The organism is Armatimonadota bacterium (genome assembly GCA_016869025.1).
In the GTDB taxonomy this organism is placed as follows: Bacteria; Sysuimicrobiota; Sysuimicrobiia; order Sysuimicrobiales; family Humicultoraceae; genus VGFA01.
On the sequence record VGFA01000001.1, the window covers coordinates 110,708 to 127,807 of the forward strand.

At 65.1% G+C, this 17,100-nt stretch carries 16 protein-coding genes; 2 read left to right on the top strand and 14 right to left on the bottom strand.

Features of this window, described 5'->3' with window-relative positions; all coding sequences use genetic code 11:
* Positions 1-6 precede the first annotated feature (6 nt).
* Together FJX73_00530 and FJX73_00535 are read left to right on the top strand one after the other, a co-directional pair.
* A complete protein-coding gene (locus tag FJX73_00530; GenBank protein ID MBM3469269.1) occupies positions 7-849 on the top strand; it encodes a fumarate hydratase in 843 nt (280 codons plus the stop codon).
* Between the two features lie 19 nt (positions 850-868).
* Complete coding sequence (locus FJX73_00535; protein MBM3469270.1) at positions 869-1,432, top strand: Fe-S-containing hydro-lyase; 564 nt, start codon at positions 869-871, stop codon at positions 1,430-1,432.
* Here the strand turns inward: FJX73_00535 and FJX73_00540 are convergent.
* The 14 genes from FJX73_00540 to FJX73_00605 are packed head-to-tail and all read right to left on the bottom strand — an operon-like array spanning position 1,410 to position 17,091.
* The gene (locus FJX73_00540) at positions 1,410-1,862 is read right to left on the bottom strand and encodes a hydrogenase maturation protease (protein MBM3469271.1); all 453 of its coding nucleotides are present in this window, start codon (positions 1,860-1,862) and stop codon (positions 1,410-1,412) included. The two genes, FJX73_00535 and FJX73_00540, sit on opposite strands and share 23 nt — an antisense overlap.
* Positions 1,859-3,394: a Ni/Fe hydrogenase subunit alpha gene (locus FJX73_00545; protein ID MBM3469272.1), complete on the bottom strand. Its 1,536-nt coding sequence runs from the start codon at positions 3,392-3,394 to the stop codon at positions 1,859-1,861. The genes FJX73_00540 and FJX73_00545 overlap by 4 nt, the downstream gene beginning before the upstream one ends.
* A 30-nt stretch (positions 3,395-3,424) precedes the next feature.
* Complete coding sequence (locus FJX73_00550) at positions 3,425-4,288, bottom strand: disulfide reductase (protein ID MBM3469273.1); 864 nt, start codon at positions 4,286-4,288, stop codon at positions 3,425-3,427.
* The gene (locus FJX73_00555) at positions 4,285-4,848 is read right to left on the bottom strand and encodes a hypothetical protein (GenBank protein MBM3469274.1); all 564 of its coding nucleotides are present in this window, start codon (positions 4,846-4,848) and stop codon (positions 4,285-4,287) included. Before FJX73_00555 ends, FJX73_00550 begins: the two co-directional genes overlap by 4 nt.
* A gap of 26 nt (positions 4,849-4,874) precedes the next feature.
* Positions 4,875-5,294, bottom strand: coding sequence for a response regulator (locus tag FJX73_00560; GenBank protein ID MBM3469275.1), 420 nt, complete (start codon positions 5,292-5,294; stop codon positions 4,875-4,877).
* A complete protein-coding gene (locus tag FJX73_00565; protein ID MBM3469276.1) occupies positions 5,291-6,454 on the bottom strand; it encodes a hybrid sensor histidine kinase/response regulator in 1,164 nt (387 codons plus the stop codon). The genes FJX73_00560 and FJX73_00565 overlap by 4 nt, the downstream gene beginning before the upstream one ends.
* A gap of 3 nt (positions 6,455-6,457) precedes the next feature.
* A complete protein-coding gene (locus tag FJX73_00570) occupies positions 6,458-8,452 on the bottom strand; it encodes a HAMP domain-containing protein (GenBank protein ID MBM3469277.1) in 1,995 nt (664 codons plus the stop codon).
* Positions 8,453-8,484: 32 nt separating this feature from the next.
* Entirely contained in the window at positions 8,485-9,483 is a 999-nt protein-coding gene (locus FJX73_00575) for an oxidoreductase (protein MBM3469278.1), read from the bottom strand.
* A 5-nt stretch (positions 9,484-9,488) separates the two neighbouring features.
* Positions 9,489-10,007 (bottom strand): hydrogenase iron-sulfur subunit, encoded by a 519-nt coding sequence (locus FJX73_00580; protein ID MBM3469279.1) that lies wholly within the window; start codon positions 10,005-10,007, stop codon positions 9,489-9,491.
* A 35-nt stretch (positions 10,008-10,042) separates the two neighbouring features.
* Positions 10,043-12,058 (bottom strand): CoB--CoM heterodisulfide reductase iron-sulfur subunit A family protein, encoded by a 2,016-nt coding sequence (locus FJX73_00585; protein ID MBM3469280.1) that lies wholly within the window; start codon positions 12,056-12,058, stop codon positions 10,043-10,045.
* The gene (locus FJX73_00590; protein ID MBM3469281.1) at positions 12,051-14,051 is read right to left on the bottom strand and encodes a 4Fe-4S dicluster domain-containing protein; all 2,001 of its coding nucleotides are present in this window, start codon (positions 14,049-14,051) and stop codon (positions 12,051-12,053) included. Before FJX73_00590 ends, FJX73_00585 begins: the two co-directional genes overlap by 8 nt.
* 9 nt (positions 14,052-14,060) lie before the next feature.
* Positions 14,061-15,041: an electron transfer flavoprotein subunit alpha/FixB family protein gene (locus FJX73_00595; GenBank protein ID MBM3469282.1), complete on the bottom strand. Its 981-nt coding sequence runs from the start codon at positions 15,039-15,041 to the stop codon at positions 14,061-14,063.
* Positions 15,038-15,808, bottom strand: a complete 771-nt coding sequence (locus tag FJX73_00600) for an electron transfer flavoprotein subunit beta (GenBank protein ID MBM3469283.1) — start codon at positions 15,806-15,808, stop codon at positions 15,038-15,040. The genes FJX73_00595 and FJX73_00600 overlap by 4 nt, the downstream gene beginning before the upstream one ends.
* Entirely contained in the window at positions 15,805-17,091 is a 1,287-nt protein-coding gene (locus tag FJX73_00605) for a (Fe-S)-binding protein (protein ID MBM3469284.1), read from the bottom strand. The genes FJX73_00600 and FJX73_00605 overlap by 4 nt, the downstream gene beginning before the upstream one ends.
* Between the last annotated feature and the right edge of the window lie 9 nt (positions 17,092-17,100).

Sequence of the window (17,100 nt, forward strand, 5' to 3'; positions counted from 1 at the left end):
GAGGACATGCGGACAATCGCTTATCAGGACGTCGCAGATGCCGCGAGGCGACTGTGCATTGATGCCAACGTCCACCTGGGAGAGGACGTGCTCGGGCTGCTTCGCTCCGCCCGAGAGAGGGAACCCTCGACGCTCGGCCGGCGCGTGCTCGAAGAGATCCTGGAGAACAACCGGATAGCCGCAGCAGAGACCGTGCCCATATGCCAGGACACCGGGACGGCCTTCGTGTTCGTGGAGCTGGGCGACGAAGTCCGCATCAACGGCGGAGGGCTGCGCGACGCCGTGGACGAGGGCGTGCGCCGGGGATACACCGAGGGGTATCTGCGAAAGTCCATGGTGTCGGACCCGCTCCGGCGCCGGAACACCGGTGACAACTCGCCTGCCGTCGTGCACGTCGAGCTCGTACCCGGCGACCGCGTGCGCATGATCCTTCTGCCCAAGGGCGGCGGTGCGGAGAACATGAGCCGGATGACCATGCTGACCCCTGCCGACGGCGAGGGGGGCGTGCGGGCCTTCGTGATCGAGACCGTGGAGAGGGCCGGCCCCAACGCCTGCCCGCCCGTCGTTGTAGGTGTCGGGATCGGCGGGACCTTCGATACCGTCGGTTTCCTGGCCAAGCGGGCGCTGATCCGGGAGGCGGGAGAGCGCCACCCGGATCCCTTCTACGCCCGCATGGAGGAGGATCTCCTGGCGGCCATCAACGCGCTCGGCGTGGGTCCGATGGGGTACGGGGGCGAGACCACAGCGCTCGACGTGCGCATTGAGGTCTACCCATGCCACATCGTAAGTCTGCCGGTGGCGGTCAACCTGCAGTGTCACGCGGCGCGCGTGGCCCGCGCCGAACTCTGAGATACCGGAGATGGTGCCCATGGACCCGAAAAGCCTGACGACGCCCTGGTCCGATGCGACCGTGGAAGGACTGCGCGCAGGGGATCTCGTCCTAGTAAGCGGCGTGATCTACGGGGCGAGGGACGCTGCGCACAAGCGCCTGGTAGAGGCACTTGAGCGTGGCGAAACGCTGCCCGCCGATCTGCGCGGCCAGCTTGTCTACTATGTTGGTCCGACACCGGCCAGGCCCGGCCAGGTGATCGGCTCGGCCGGGCCGACGACCAGTACGCGTATGGACACATATGCTCCCACGCTCCTGGCCCAGGGGCTGAAGGGAATGATCGGCAAGGGCTACCGTTCCCAGCCCGTGCTGGAAGCCATGCGGCGTCATCGAGCCGTCTACATGGCGGCGACCGGCGGAGCTGGAGCGCTTCTGGCGCGGTGCTTCACCCGCGCCGAGGTTGTAGCCTACGAGGACCTGGGCCCAGAAGCCCTCTTTCGGTTCGAGGTGGCCGACTTCCCCGTTATCGTCGTCAACGACGCCTTCGGGGGAGACCTGTACGCTGAGGGGAAGAAGGCCTTTAGCAGAGCCACCCCTGGATGACGTTCCTGGCCCGCTCTACGAGGGCGGGCAGGGCAGCGCGCACCGGTTCGGAGAGGTCCGCGCCGAGATAGACTTCGGGTGTGCGCTCCACCGCCACAACGTGGATCTCCTCGGGCAGCTCCAGCCCCACTGCGGCGCCTATGGCAAGGGCCTCGCCGTACCCCACGTAGTGCGCCGATGGGCTGCGGACCACCGACGGCTCCAGCGAGAACTCGGATATCGTCCCCGGCCGCCCGCCGGTGGCCTGGCTGTCCACGAGCAGCACGCGGCGGGCGCCCACCACCTCGTCCAGGAGGGCCAGGCCGGAACGCACGCTGGTCCGGACCGACAAGCCGTCGCCCCGCAGGGTTTCGGCAACCAGCAGGCCCGCCGCGTCGTCACCCAGCAGGTCGTTCCCGACGCCCAGGACGAGAATGTCCTTGCCGCTCATCGCCTGATCTGGCGCACGAGTTCCCCCGCGCTGTCGTAGACCGAGGCAACCAGCGGCATCTCCCCTGGCAGCGAGTGCGTGGCGCACCCGTGGCAGGGATCGTAGGCCCGGAAGGCCATCTCGACCATGTTGAGGAGCCCGTCGTCCACCACGCCCTTGTGGATGACGCCCTTGGCGGCACTGTCCACCGACATGGCGATCCGCGCCGCGTTGTTCTGTGTGGCCACGATGAGATTGGCCCGGGCGATGAGCCCCCGGTCATCGGTCTCGTAGTGGTGTATCAACGTGCCCCTGGGTGCTTCAACGATGCCCACGCCGACCGAGGGCTGCTTGGTGGGCAGCACGCGCAGCTCTGTGCTCGTGATCTCAGGATCATCGGTCAGCTCCACCAGACGCTCGGCGGCGTACAGCAACTCGATCACCCGGGCCCAGTGGTTGGCCAGGGTGTGATGGACCGGCTTGCCGCCCAGCGCGGCGTAGAACTCCTCGTAGGCCTGCTGTGCCAGGGGCGTTGCCATCCCATCCGAGGCGTTGAGGCGCGCCAGGGGAGCCACGGCGTAGACGCCGCTTTCTGGGCCCTCAACGAAGCCCTTCCATCCGACCGGCTTCAGGTAGCAGAACTTGACGTAGCTCCACGGTTCAACGTGCTCCGCGACGTAGTTCAGGTAGTCCCCGGGCTTGAACTTGGCGTACTCCCTTCCAGAAGGGTCCACCACGCGGATCATGCCGTCGTAGAAGTTGACCTTGTTGTTGGCGTCCACCATGCCCATGTAGTAGGTCCGGTGGGTATAGGCATCCGAGGTAATGAGGCGGACGTAGTCGGGGTTCGCCAGCACCACCTTGCGGAAGACATCGAGCGTGAACTTGGCGAACTCCACCGAGCGGGCCGCCACCTCCCGGAAGCGTGGAAGATCTCCCGGGGCGATGCCCTTGGCTACCCCACCGGGCAACCCCAGGACAGGGTGGATCGTCTTGCCGCCCAGGTAGGTCTCCAGGTCGCGGAGCTCACGGCGCATCGCGATGACCTGCTTGCCGATCTCGATCCCGACGGCGGCAATGACCCCCAGGACGTTGCGCTGCTCCTTGGGGGCGGTGGGTCCCACCACGAAGTCCGGGCCGCCCAGGAAGTAGAAGTGCAGCGCGTGGTCCTCGACCATGAAGAGCGAGTAGTCCAGTTCGCGGATCTTCCTGGCCGCGGGCGGTGGTTCCACCTTGTACAGGTCGTCCAGCGCCTTGGTTGACGCCATGTGATGTGCGAGCGGGCAGACCCCGCAGATGCGGGAGGTGATCTGGGGCATGTCCTCGGCAGGACGCCCCCGGCTGAAGGTCTCAAACCCGCGCAGCTCAGGCACCTGGAAATAGGCGCGCTCAACCTCTCCCGCCTCGTCCAGGAAGATATCTATCTTGCCGTGCCCTTCCAGGCGCGTTATTGGGTCAATCACCACCCGCCGTCGCTGGCTGTAGGCCTGGTCCGCACGCTCCTTGCCCGCTTCCCATGCCTGCTGTGCGGCCTGAGAGATCTTCTTTGTCATTGTCCCTCACCGGGTCCTTTCTCGCGGCATCTATCGCGCAAGCGCAAATGCAGGTGCTACCAACTCCGTGCCTATGCCCAGCCGCTTCGCGGGTATTCCCATCGCGAGCCCGAGCAACTGCGTGAAGTAAAGGATCGGCAAGGATAGATTCGTGCCGAACTCGCGATTCACGTGCCGCTGGTAGCATTCCAGGTTGAGCTGGCACAGCGGGCAGACGGTTGCGATCACCTGAGCGCCGCGATCCACGGCGTTCTGGAGCAGGTCGCGTACCATGGTCAGCGCCGCCCTGCGGTTGGTCACGATCAGTGAACCGCCGCAACACCGGAGCTTGAGCGGGTAGTCGGTAGGGGTCGCCCCTACGGCGGAGAGCAGATCCTCGAAGAACCGGGGATGCTCCACGTCCTCCCGGTCCTTCTGCGGCCTGACCACCTGGCAGCCGTAGTAGGGCGCAACGCGAAGGCCTTTCAGGGGGCTAGAGACCCGCTTCTTGATCTCGTCGATCCCCACGTCTCTCACGAAGACCTCTATCAGGTGCCGCACCTGGATGCTCCCTGAGAACTGCAGGTCGTCTTCCTGCAGGGCGTAGTTGATGTGCTCCGCCAGATCAGGGTCTTCCTTCAGGTGCGCGTTGGTGAAGTACATATTCTTGTAGCAGCCGCTGCAGGGCGCCACAAGGTCCAGGCCGGTCTTCTCGGCAATGGCCAGGTTGCGCGCGGACAGCGTGTGCGCAAGGAGTTCGTCAACGTGGAAGTACGCGGTGGCGCCGCAGCAGTTCCAGTCCTCCAGCTCCTTGAGCTCCACGCCCAGCCGTTGCGCAACCTCCATGGTGGAGACGTGGTAGGATGCCGCCATCTTTTCCAGGGAACAACCCGGGTAGTAGCTGTAGGCCTTCATGCCACCCTCCCCATCGGGATGATCCGGTTGAGGACCCCCCTGAACCTGGCCGACCTCTTGAGCCGCTTGGGGAAGAGGGGCAGGCGCCCCTTCATGAAGAGGGCCAGGGCGTTGCGGGCGTCGTACAGGAAGGTCCTCAGGCCGTAGTGGAAGAGGTAGGGCGTAGCCAGCGCGGGCTCGAAGGACTTCCCGTTCTTCAAGATCATCCTCGCGAACCGCCGGGAGAAGTCCGCGCCGATCGTGCCTCTCCTGATGTGGTTCCTCCACATGGAGTAGCGCTTGAGGCCGTACATCATGCCCGCGATGTCTATGCCCGCCGGGCACCTCACGGTGCACTGGTAGCAGGAGGCGCAGTACCAGAAGGCGTTGCTCGACAGCACGGGCTTCCTGAGATCCGCCCGGATCAACGCGATGATGTTGCGCGGCGAGTGGTCCATGAAATCGGCCACCGGACAAGTCGAGGAGCAGGTGCCGCACTGGATGCAGCTCTGCACCGGATTCGTCTCCGCGCTGTACAGCAGGTTGACGATCTCACTTGAAAACGAGGGTTTCACTGGCATCGTATGATCTCCCTGTGTCTACTATACTACTTCGGTGCCTTGCGCTTTGCCGCCAGTTCGAGTAAGGCGCTCACCTTGTCCAGGAGAAGCTTGGGCTCCACCGGTTTCTCCACCAACTCGTCCACCGGAAGGAGGTGAGGATGGAGGGGCTGGCCCGGGAACAGGAAGGCGATCTGTTCGCGCAGCCCCGTGATTATCAGTACCGGGATCTGGCTCAGGACGGGGTCCTTCCTCAACTTGCGTGCCACCATGATCCCCTCTGCGCCTCGCCCCATCATGATGTCCAGCAGCAACAGGTCGTAGGGTTTGGTCTTGAGCGCCTCCAGTCCGGTCCGAGGATTGTAGGCGGCGTCAACCAAGTAGCCCGCGGATTCCAGAATGGACTTGATCCCCTCCACGAAGTCGGGATCATCGTCTACTATCAGCAGTCGTGTCTCTTGGCTCATGTCACACGTCCCCCTTGCGGATTCTCCGGTCCGCCGGCTTCCGGAGTATGATGCGTTCCCGTATCAGAACCCTGCGCCGGCAAGGCGATCACAAAGGTGCTGCCTTCACCCAGCCTGCTGGTTACCGTGATTGTCCCGCCATGGGCCTCGACGATTCGCCTGGTGATGGCGAGACCCAGTCCTGCTCCGGCCTCGTCTCCTGCTCCGGCCCGGCCCCTGTAGAAGCTCCCGAAGATGTACGGCAGCTCGGCTTCGTCTATGCCGATGCCCGAGTCCTGGACCGCTACCAGTATGCGATCCGCCTGCTGCTCGGCGCTCACGCGGACCCTGCTCCCTGATCGCGAGTACCTTATCGCGTTGCCAAGCAGGTTTACTACCGCTTCGACCAGCGTGCCTTCGTCCCCGTGCACGAGATCGAGCGGTTCCCCCACGAGCGTGTCTACCTCTATGTCCTTCCGCACCGCGTACGGAAGGACGTTCTCGACCGCCTTGGAGATCACGTCGGCCACGGAAGTTGGGCCGAAGTTCTCCTTGATGCTTCCGATGTCGCTGGAGATCGCCCTGAGCCAGGTGTGGATCATCTCGAGGAGGTCGTTGATCCTGGATTTCATCCTCTCCAGGCGGGCCATCTGGGCTTCATTGACCCGGTCCGACAGTTCCTGCATCAGCCGGATCAAGTTCTGCTGGACGGCGCTGAGGGGGGACTTGAGCTCGTGAGAGATGATGGCCGCGAAGTTCTCCTGCAGCAGCTCCTTCTCGCGCCGCAGCGCGATCGTCTCCAGCACCAGCTCGCGCTTCTCGATGCCCCTCTTCGTGATCAGGCGGAACTCGTCGGGTGTGAAGGGCTTGGGGAGGAAGTCGTAGGCCCCCTTCTGCATGGCTTCCACGGCAGAGGCCAGCGTGGCATACCCGGTGATCACGATCGCCACGATTGAGGGGTCGAGGGCGCGGATCCTCTCCAACACCTCGAACCCCGAGATGCCGGGCATCTTGAGGTCCACGAACACGAGGTCCGGCTGGAACTCCGCCACCTGCCTGAGGCCCACCGAGCCGTCCGCCGCCGTCCTCGTGGCGTACCCGCTGCCCTCGAGAATCCGGCTGCACGAATCCAGCACGATCTCCTCGTCGTCTATTATGAGTATCCTGGGCTTGATCTCCATCTGCTACGCTTCACCAACGGCCTTGACAGGCAGCCTCACGATGAAGGAAGTCCCTTCTCCTACCTCGCTCTCCACCAGGATCGTGCCGCCGTGCTCCTTGACGATGCCGAAGCTGATCGACAGCCCCAGCCCGGTACCGTGCCCCCGGTTCTTGGTGGTGAAGAAGGGGTCGAATACCCTCTCCATGTCCTCCGGGCGGATGCCGTGCCCGGTATCGCTGATCTTGAACTCGAGGTGCCCGCCGTCGGGATCGGCCCGTGTGGACAGGGTCAGGCGCCCCACGCCGCCCATCGCCTCGGCGGCGTTGATTATCATGTTCATTACCACCTGCTGAATCTGGGCAGGGTCCACGACGGCCAGCGGCAGCCCCTCCTGGAACTCCTTGATGACCTGGATGTTGTGGAACTGCGCCTGATTCTCGACGAGCGAGATACACTGCTGAAGGATGGAGTTGACGTCCGAGGGGCGCTTGTGGGGCTTCACGGGCCGGGCATAGTCCAGCAGTCCCCGGACGATATCCCGGCAGCGGCCTGCCTGGTCCACGACCTTGCCGAGGGTTTCGCGCAGCTGTTCTTCCGGGGGGGCCTTCTCCAGGAGCAGGTGTGTGTAGGCGACGATTCCCTGGAGGGGGTTGTTCAGCTCGTGGGCCACGCCCGCGGCGAGCTGCCCGGTGATCGCCAGCCTCTCAGACTCCATGATTCTCTTTCGCGCGTATTCCTTCAACTGCGCGTCCCGCTGCTTCAGGGCGGACGCCATGTTGTTGAAGCTGTCTGCCAAGTCCTGAAGCTCGTCATTGGTTCGGATCTCAACGGTTGCGTCCAGGTTGCCGCGGGCCACCTCCCTCGAGGCGGAGACCAGTTGCCGTACGGACGCGGATACCTTTCGCGAGATGAAGTAGGACACGCTCATGGACAGCAGCGCGCCCGTGAGCGTCAGGGCCAGGAGCACGGACACGGCCTCTTTCCTGAGGTCCACGTACTTGCGCTCCAGGACGCCCACGTACAGTATCCCTATGATCTTGTGGCTGAAGCTTTCTATTGGCTCGTATGCGGTGATGTACCAGTTGTTGACCACGTAGGCACGTCCTATCCAGGGATTGCCCGACACGATGACCTGGTTGTAGACGTCCTCCGCGATCCGCGTTCCTACTGCCCTTGTGCCGTCTGCGGCCCTAACGTTCGTTGAGATCCTTACGTCGTTCAGGAAGATCGTTGAGGTCCCTATGTCGTGTCCTTTGTACTCCACGTCCTGGAACACGGTCTGCTTGATCTTGTCCACGATCTCGAAGTTCCGGTTGAGCAGGATCCCGCCGTACAGGATTCCGAGCAGGTTGCCGTGGGAGTCCAGGATGGGGGCCGCCGCCTTCAGCATCATGCCCGCGGTCTCCTCGGTGGCCTCCCGAGGCGCGGCCATGGGCGTCTCGATGATCTTGAAGTAGGCCTGTTCGGCCAGGGCGGGCGACTCCTTGCGCAGATCTGCCGCCGGAACCAGCGAAACCCCTGCGGCGGGCTTCCTGCTTTGCATGACGGCCGCTACCAGTTCGTCATGGCTCACGTTGTCGCCGGTAAGTTTGGGATTGCTGGTGCGCAGGAGCACGTTGCCGGACCGGTCGGTGACCGTGAGCACGTCTAGCCGCTCGTCTTCCCGGATTCTCGCCAGCTCCCCGGCGATCTGGTCCGTCCCTCCTGACAGCATCGCGTCTCTCAGGAAGAACCTTCCCGCCGAGAGTCGCACAACATCGTTGACATGACCCAACTTCCCGTGCAGGATCTCGCGCGCCGCGTTGAGGTTGTTGCGCACGCTCGCCTGGGCCTCAGACATGACGATCCTGCCGATGAGGTGGGTCCCCACGACGGCGAAGACCGCTATCGTGATCCCGATGATCAGCAGGTAGCTGACGACAAGCTTGGTGGCTACGGGTACCGTTCCACCGTTCCTGCGCACGGATATGAACCCGGGCAGGTACCTTCCGATGATCCCCTTCAGGGTACTGGACATCGCGTCTTCCGTGCCGGGCCCTCCTCAACCTCCTACTGCGCCGCCTCGGCCGGGGAGACCTGTGACACCTTGCGCCGCAGGCGTGAGGCCGGGAGCGAATAGCGGTAGAACGTGCCCACCGGGTCTGGGATCGAGGAGAGAACGGCCTCGACGGCCTCCGGGCTGTTGGCGTCGAAGGCGGAACCCACGGCAGAGACAAGCTTGGCGCCCACATCGTGGACGCGCGACGTCGGCCCAAAACACCCGGTGCAGGGCATGTTGCCGCTAGGACACAGGGCTTCGCATCCGGCGCGCGTGGCCGGTCCCAGGCACAGCAACCCCTGCGACAGCAGGCAGGTTTCGGGGTCAATCAACACCTGGTGCGGGCGCTTGAAGCTGGTCAGGAGCAGGCGGTCCGGCTTGGTGGCCTTCAGGCGGCACTGGTCGCACAGCGCGACGTCGGGCGCCAGCACGCTGCCCCGCGGTGGGAGGGCGCCGGAGAGGATCGCCTGGACCGCGTCCATGAGCAGCTTTGGAGTGGGAGGGCAGCCCGGAAGGTAGTAGTCCACTTCCACGACCTGATCCAGGGTGCGTACGGTGTCGCGGAAGGCCGGGAGCGTGGTCAGGCGGCCATTCTCCTGCCAGGCCTCCTGGGGCCGCGTGCCTTCCGGGTTGACCACCGAGGGTGCCTCGCCGTAGCTACCGCGCAGGACCGACTCGCGGTCCCAGAGGTTCGCGAGCCCTGGGATTCCTCCCAGGTGGGAGCACGCGCCAAAGGCGATCAGGAACTGCGCCTTGCGCCGCAGCAGGTGTGCCATCTCCTCCTGCTCCGAGGTGCGGACCGCGCCGTTGACGAACGCGACCGCGATGGACCCATCCGGCCTCGCTTCCACGTCGCTCCGCTTGAAGTCCAGGGCAACAGGCCAGAAGATGATGTCCACGGCATCCACGACGGCCAGGACGCCATCGGCCAGATCAACGACCGCCTCCTCGCATCCTCCGCAAGAGGCGCACCAGTAGAAGGCGACCTGCGGCTTTGTCGGGTTAGACATCTCGTTCACCTCCCGGTGGATGCGGCGGCGGCCGCGGGGGCCTCGGTGGGCCCGTGATGGGGCAAGACCTCTGCGTCCCAGCCCCTGCGCTTCGCGGGGAGATCAAGCCTGCCCAGGCGGCGGACGGCCCCAACCATTTCGTTGATGACGCGGGCCACCTTGTCGCCTTCCGAAGCAGAGATCCATTCCAGCCGGAGACGCTCGTCCTCGACTCCCATCTCGCGGAGAACTCGCTTCAACAGCGCTATCCGGCGGAGCGTCTTGTAGTTTCCCTCCACGTAGTGGCAGTCCCCAGGATGACAGCCGCCGATGAGTACCCCATCGGCGCCCTGCGCGAACGCCTCGACCACGAACTGCGGATCCACACGCCCCGAGCACATCACGCGGATGATGCGGACATTGGGAGGGTACTTCATCCGAGAGGTGCCGGCCAGATCCGCCGCGGTGTAGGTGCACCACGTGCAGAAGAAAGCCACGATCGTTGGCTCCTGCCCATTTGCCGTCCCGATTCTCTGCTCTTCCATCAGACTCTCCACCTCACTGGCGGATCAGATAGTTCCTAGGAAGCCGCCGTGGCCCCAGCGAGCACGCCCTGGATCTCGGCGTATATCTGCCTGTCGTCGAAAAGGTGCTGCTGGATGGACCCCGATGGGCACGCCGCCACGCAGACCCCACAACCCTTGCACAGCGCCTCGTTGATCAGCGCCTTGGCGGTCGCCGCATCGAAGGCGATGGCCGTGTAGGGGCACAGGGGGACGCACGTCTTGCAGCCGGAGCACTCCTCTGCGAGCACGTATGCGGTCGTGGGCTCAAGTTCGAAGTAGCCGGCATCGATGAGCGACAACGCCTCGGCCGCTGCTGCACCGGCCTGGGCCACGGAGTCCGGGATGTCCTTTGGACCCTGGCATGCGCCGGCCAGGAAGATGCCGTCGGTGAACGTGTTCACCGGCGCCAGCTTCGGGTGCCTCTCCAGGAACCAGCCCTCGTTCGAGCAGGAGATGTTGAACATCCTGCGCACCTCCTGCGCGTCCGGCTGCGGATCCAGACCCGGGCTGAGCACAACCATGTCCACGGGGATCCGCCGGATCATGCCGGCCAGCGTGTCCTCTACCTGGATTACGAGCTTGCCCTGCTCCTCAGGCGTGGTTGCCCAGTCGGACACCTGGCCCACCTTGCCCCGGACGAAGTGCACGCCCTCGGCCAGCGTCCTGGTGTAGAACTCCTCGAAGCCCTTCCCTGGCGTGCGGACGTCAATGTAGAAGTTGTAGACCTCGGCCTCGGTCCGCTCCTTGATCAGGTGGGCCAGCTTGATGGAGTACATGCAGCAGACCCTGGAGCAGTAGACGTTGTAGTTCTCGTCGCGGGAGCCGACGCAGTGGATGATCCCCACCCGCTCGGGCACCCGGCCGTCGCGCAGCACAACCTCGCCGCCGGTCGGGCCGGAGGCGTTCACCAGACGCTCGATCTCCAGGGCCGAGTAGACGTTCGGATACACGCCGTAGCCGTAGTAGGGGACCCGGCCGGCATCGAACGTCTTGAACCCGGTTGCCAGGACGATGGCGCCGACCTCGATCTCCTCGGTGTGCTCGGTCTGGCGGAAGTCTATGGCATTGCGTTCGCCGCAGGCCTCCACGCAGGTCTTCTTGCACTTGCCCGACTTGAACTCGATGCAGGTCTCGGGGTCAATGACGACGACCTGCGGGACCGCCTGGGGGAAGGGGATGTAGATCGGGCGGCGCTTGCTCAACCCCAGATTGAACTCATCTGGATGCTTGGCTTCCTTGTAGATGCAGGCCGGGATGCACTCCTGGCAGCCGATGCACAACTCCTCGTTGATGTAACGGGGCCGGCGCTTGACCTTGACCTTGTAGTTACCCACGTACCCCTCGACCTGCGAGACCTCGGAGTAGGTCCACAGCGTGATGTTGGGGTGGGCCCGGACAGCGGTCATCTTAGGGGTCAGGATACACGCCGCGCAGTCGAGCGTGGGAAAGGTCTTGTCGAACTTGGCCATGTGCCCGCCGATTGTGGGCTCGCGCTCCACCAGGTAGACGTGCTTGCCACCGTTGGCGAGCGTGAGCGCTGCGTGGATGCCTGCGATCCCGCCTCCTACCACGAGCACAGCCGGGTTTATGGGGACACGCCGCCGTTCCAGCGGCTCGTGGTAGATGACCCGATGGACCGCCGCGCGGACCAGGTCCTGGGCCTTTCGCGTTGCCTCCTCCATGTCGGTGTGCACCCAGGAATCGTGCTCGCGGATGCTCACCATCTGGAAGTAGAACGGGTTCAGCCCGCCTGCCTCTGTTGCGCTACGGAACGTGCGCTCGTGGAGCAGCGGCGAGCAGGCCGCGACGACGATCCGATCCAGCTTGTGCTCCGCTATGTCCTTTTGGATGAGCACCTGGCCAGGATCGGAGCACATGTACTTGTAGTCGCGCGCCACGGCGACCCCGAGCAGGGTGGCCGCGTACTCGGTCAGGCGCTGGACGTCAACCATCCCGGCGATGTTCTTGCCGCAGTGGCAGATGTAGACGCCGACTCGCGGCCCACCGTTTGCAGAAAGGGCCTCACGCATGACCTGACACCTCCGGGGTTGTTGCTTCCTCGACCAGTTCGGCGAGGTCCTTGACCACGAGCCTGCCTTCCAACCCGGCCGTCTTCACCGCATCACGGAACATGGCCATCTCCTTGGGGCAGGATACGACCAGCGTATCCACCGCGTCCAATGCGGCCGCCTCCCGAACGCGGCTCTCCGCCGGCCGCTCCTTGATGCCCGCCGCATCCTTCATCCAGATCCTGCCGCCGCCGGCGCCGCAGCAGTACGAGCTCCTGCGGTTTCTCGGCATCTCGACCAGGTCCGTACCCAACGCCCGCAGCACACGGCGCGGCGCGTCGAAGACGCCGTTGTACCGCCCGAGGTAGCAGGGATCGTGATAGGTGACGCGGCGGCTCAGCTTCCCGACCGGCCACACGCCGCCGGGCTGGACCAGGCGATCCAGGACCTCGGTATAGTGCACCACCGGCCAGGTAGCGCCAAACTTCGGGTATTCGTTCTTGAGGGTGTTGTATGTGTGGGGATCGGTGGTTATGACCTCGTCGAACTCACACCCCCGCATGGTGGCCAGGTTCTTCTCTACGAGCATTTCGTAGAGACCTTCCTCGCCGACCCGCCGCGCGTCGTTCCCGCTGCCGGACTCCCCGTCGTAGAGGATGCCGAAGTCGACCCCTGCCCGATTCAGGACGCGCGCCGCCGCGCGGGTGGCGTCGCGCGCGGCCGGATCATAGGACGCGTAATCCCCGACGAACCACAGGTACCGTGCGCGCTCCTTTCGGATGTCCTTGATGGTGACATCCAGTCCTTGCGTCCACCTGGCGCGCGCCCTGGGAGACTGGCCGAAGGAGTTGCCGTAGCGAGATGCCGCCGTGAGCGTGTCCTGCAGGGTCGCGTCCACGTCTCCCTGGCCCGTCAGGAAACGGCGCATCTCAACGATCTTTGGGATTGGCTCTATGTAGACCGGGCACATCTCGTGGCAGGCGCCGCAGGTGAAGCAGGACCAGATTGCCTCCCTGGTGATCACGTCACCCACCATAGCCCGGCCGCCGTTGCCGTCACCGAGCCGCGCCCGCAGATGGTCCCGGAGGTCGAGGACCAGCCCCTTCGGGCTCAGCGGTGCGCCGGACAGCCAGGCCGGACAGGCCGCCTGGCAGCGTCCGCACTCCGTGCACGCGTCGAGGTCGAGCAGGTGCTTCCAGGTGAACTGCCGGAGAGAGGAAGCCCCCGGACCCTCGGCACCGGGGCTACCTCCCGACGGCAGCCTTCCAAGCGGCTCGAGAGACCGGAAGAAGATGCTGAGCGGTGCCGTCAGGATGTGCATCGCGCGCGAGAACGGCAGGTAGGCGATGAACGCGAAGGCGGCCACCGCGTGCCCCCACCAGGAGATGCGGTGGAGCCGCAAGATCCCTTCCTGCGGCATGCCCAGGAACGCCTGGGCGAACAACCAGCCCCCTGGAGACCACGCTCCCCACGGGTCGCGTGTTGCAACGATCCGCAGACCCTCCACCACGAAGCCGCTCGCCAGGATCACGAAGATCAGGACCAGCAGGACTGAATAGCCGTCGCTCCCCCGGGGCTCCACCAGACGCTTGGGCCTCAGCCCCCACCTTCTGAGAAGTGCCATGCCGGTGCCCACGAGCGCCAGGATGCCGAACAGATCCACCACGAGGGACATGAAGTACAGGTAGAACGGACCCTGCAGCGTCGGCAGGCCTACGTACTCCTGAAGGAGCACCATGCACGTCGCCACCAGCAGCACGATGAACCCCCAAGACAGGGTCGCGTGGAGTACTCCGGCGTAGGCCTCCCGTAGTATTCTGAACTGCACCCCTGCCTGGGCCACAACCCCGATCAGGCGCTCCCAGAGCCGATCCCACCGGGGTTCGGGCCGGCCGTGCAGCCAGCGCCGCACGGCTGCGAACGCTCCCCACAGGAAGACGATCAGGAACGGCAGGAATACCGCGTAGATCAGCTTGTGCTCGGCGATGTTCCAGTTCAGTTCACGCATCGGCATGGCCCTGCCTCACGCCCTGCGTCCCCGGAGCGCCTGCGTGAGGGCGGGCAGGAGATCGTACATGTCAATGACGATCCCGTAGTCCGCGATGTCGAAGATGGGCGCCTTGGCATCGGAGTTGACGGCGATAATCAGGTCGGAGTCCTTCATCCCCTCGGCGTGCTCAGGAGCGCCGCTGATTCCCAGGGCCAGGTAGAGCTTCGGCTTGACGATCATTCCCGACTTCCCAACCTGCCGGCTCATGGGAAGCCATCCCTGATCCACCACCGGGCGCGAGGCGCACACCGTTCCGCCCAGCGCTCCGGCCAGCTCTTCCGCCAGAGGGATGTTGTCCTGCCTCTGGATCCCGCGGCCGACGGCCACGAGCACGGCCGACTTCGTTATGTCCACGTCGCCCGGCTCCGGTTCGAGGATCCTGATCGCCCTCATCCCAACGGCTTCGAGCGGTGCCGGCATTGGCACCACCTCGACCGGGGGCGGGCTCTTGGCGAGGCCCGCCTCCGAGGGGAACGAGCCAGGCATCACGGTTACAACGACAGGCCCGCTCGCCTCCGCCTCGCAGAGCAGTTTGCCCCCGCACATCTGGCTGGTGGCGACCGTGCGCCCATCCCTCACCTGGAGGTTGACGCAGTTGACGATCAGGGGCCGCTCGAGCACCGCGGCGAGCACCGCGGCGAGGTCCATGCCCATTGACGTCGCGCCGAAGAGGACGACGCGCGGTGCTTCCTTCTCGACCAGGGCCCGGATAACGGCGGCGTGCGAGCCGGGCGTGTACTCGGCCAGCCCGGCATCCTCGACGTACAACACGCCGTCCGCCGCCAGGGTCTCAGCCAGCGGCTGAACCTCGTTGCCTACGAGCACTGCGATCAGCTGGCCGCCAAGCGCGTCCGCGATCTCGCGCCCCTTGCCAAGGAGCTCGTAGGTGTGCCCCGCGACCTTTCCCCTCAGGTGTTCAATGTGGACCCAAACGTCCTGGCCGGCTGGACTCATGGCGCTAGCCCCCGATCCTCGAGGATCTTGATTATCTGCCCTGCCAGCTCCTCTGGAGATCCGTCCAGCATCTGCGCGTGCTCTGCGGGTTCGGGCTTGAACAGGCGGATCACCGCGGGCTCGGCCGGGACCGCCACCGCCACGGCCTCCCTCTTGTCCAGCGTCCTTGTCTTCATGACCTCCCGGATTCGCGCCACCGGAACGTAGCGTGGGGGCTGCGGGGCCGACAGCACACCGACTACGGCCGGCAGCGTGACCTCTATCTCGGCGGCGGCCCCTCCAGGGTACTCCTTCTGGACGAGGACCTTGCCTTCGCCTGAGGGCTCCACCGACCGCGTGACGCCGACGTAGGGAAGGGCCATCATCCCGCCCAGCATGCCTGCGACGTGGGCGTCCAGGTCGTCTATGGCCTGAACGCCGGCGAGGATCAGGTCCGGCCGTATCCCTCCCAGCGCCTCCTTGAACGTGGCCGCGGCCGCGCGCTTGCCCAGCCCCGTCTCCGGTATCCCCGTGAGATTGACGGCCTCGTCGGCGCCGCGGGCCAGGGCAGCGTAGAGCACCTGGTCGGCATCGCCGTAGTCCATGGCCAGGACCGAGACGCTCGCCCCGTGCCTGTCCTTCAGGAGCAGCGCCTGCTCGAGCGCATGATCGTCGCTCTCGCTGATGACGTAGCGCATCCACTGGGTATCGAGTGCCTTTCCCGTGGAGTCGATCTCCAGCTCCTCGACCAGATCCGGGACCATGTTCAGCAGGACGGCTATTCTCACGCCGGCTTCACCCCCGGTGCACTGATGGACTCGTCCAGCAACTCGATGATGTCCTTCACGATCATCTTGCCCTCGTTCCCGGTGGACTTGAGAGCGTCCTCGAAGCGCGAGGCCTCGAACGGGCAGGATACCGCCAGGACTTCTGCCCCGGTCGAGAGGGCGTGGGCGATCCGCCGGTCAGAGAGCCGCTCGTGGGCGGCCTGCCAGATCACGGTGTCCAGCCACATACCGCCGCCTCCGCCGCCGCAGCACAGGGCGTTTTCCCTGGCGAACGGCATCTCTACGAGCGAGATGCCTGGGATTGCCCGCAGCAGTTCCCGGGGGGATTCGTACATGCCGCACATGCGCCCCAGGCAGCAGTTGTCGTGGTAGGTCACCTTCGCCTCGATGCGGTTCTTCAGCAATGGCCGCAGGGCGTCCATCCTCGCTGCCAGGAACTCCACGTAGTGCCTGACCGGGTAGCGCCGCCCGGTTGCCAGGGGGTAGATGCGGGTGAGCGAGTTGAAGGCATGCGGATCGCCGGTCACGATTTCGTTGTACTCGTACTTGTCGAAGAGCGATGTGTTGTACTCCACCAGACTCTCGAACAGGCCTGCCTCGCCCGAGAGGCGCTCGCAGTCCCCCACGCAGTGCTCCTCAGGCCCAAGGATCGCGAAGTCCACGCCAGTAGCGTGCAGCACCCGGGCCATGGCCTGAGCCTGCCGCTGGTTCCGCGGGTGATAGGATGGATAGCATTCAACGAGCCACAGCGCCTCGACCGGCCGCTGGAGCTGCCCGATGATCGGCACAGGTACCCCGGCGCCCTTCGTCCACTCGATCCGCTTCCTGGGGCCCTCCCCGAGAGAGTTCCCGTACCTGTACGTGTTGTCGAGCGCCTTCTTGAACTCGGCCGGGAGCGTATGGCCGGCGCTTATGGCAGCGTCGCGCAGGGCCGGGAACAGAACGTCCGTGATCTTCAGTCCGCTCGGGCACCTGGCCGTGCAGTTGTAGCACGAGACACACAACCACAGGGTATTGCTCTTGAGCACCTGGTCCAGCAGGCCTTCCTTGAGGAGGTAGATAGAATGGCGAGGAGTGTACTCCATGGCGGAGGCCAGGGGGCAGGCCCCGCCGCACATCCCGCACTGGATACAGGGGTTGAACTCAGCCTTCCAGGCGGTTCGTGGGTCGGATGATGCAGAGGACGGCGCGCTTCCTGCTGGCACGGCAGACTGCATGTCTCCGCTCAACTCCGTGTCCTCCCTGTGGAGGCCCTCTCCACCCGGGCGGATCCTGCCGGGCATGGACAGCCC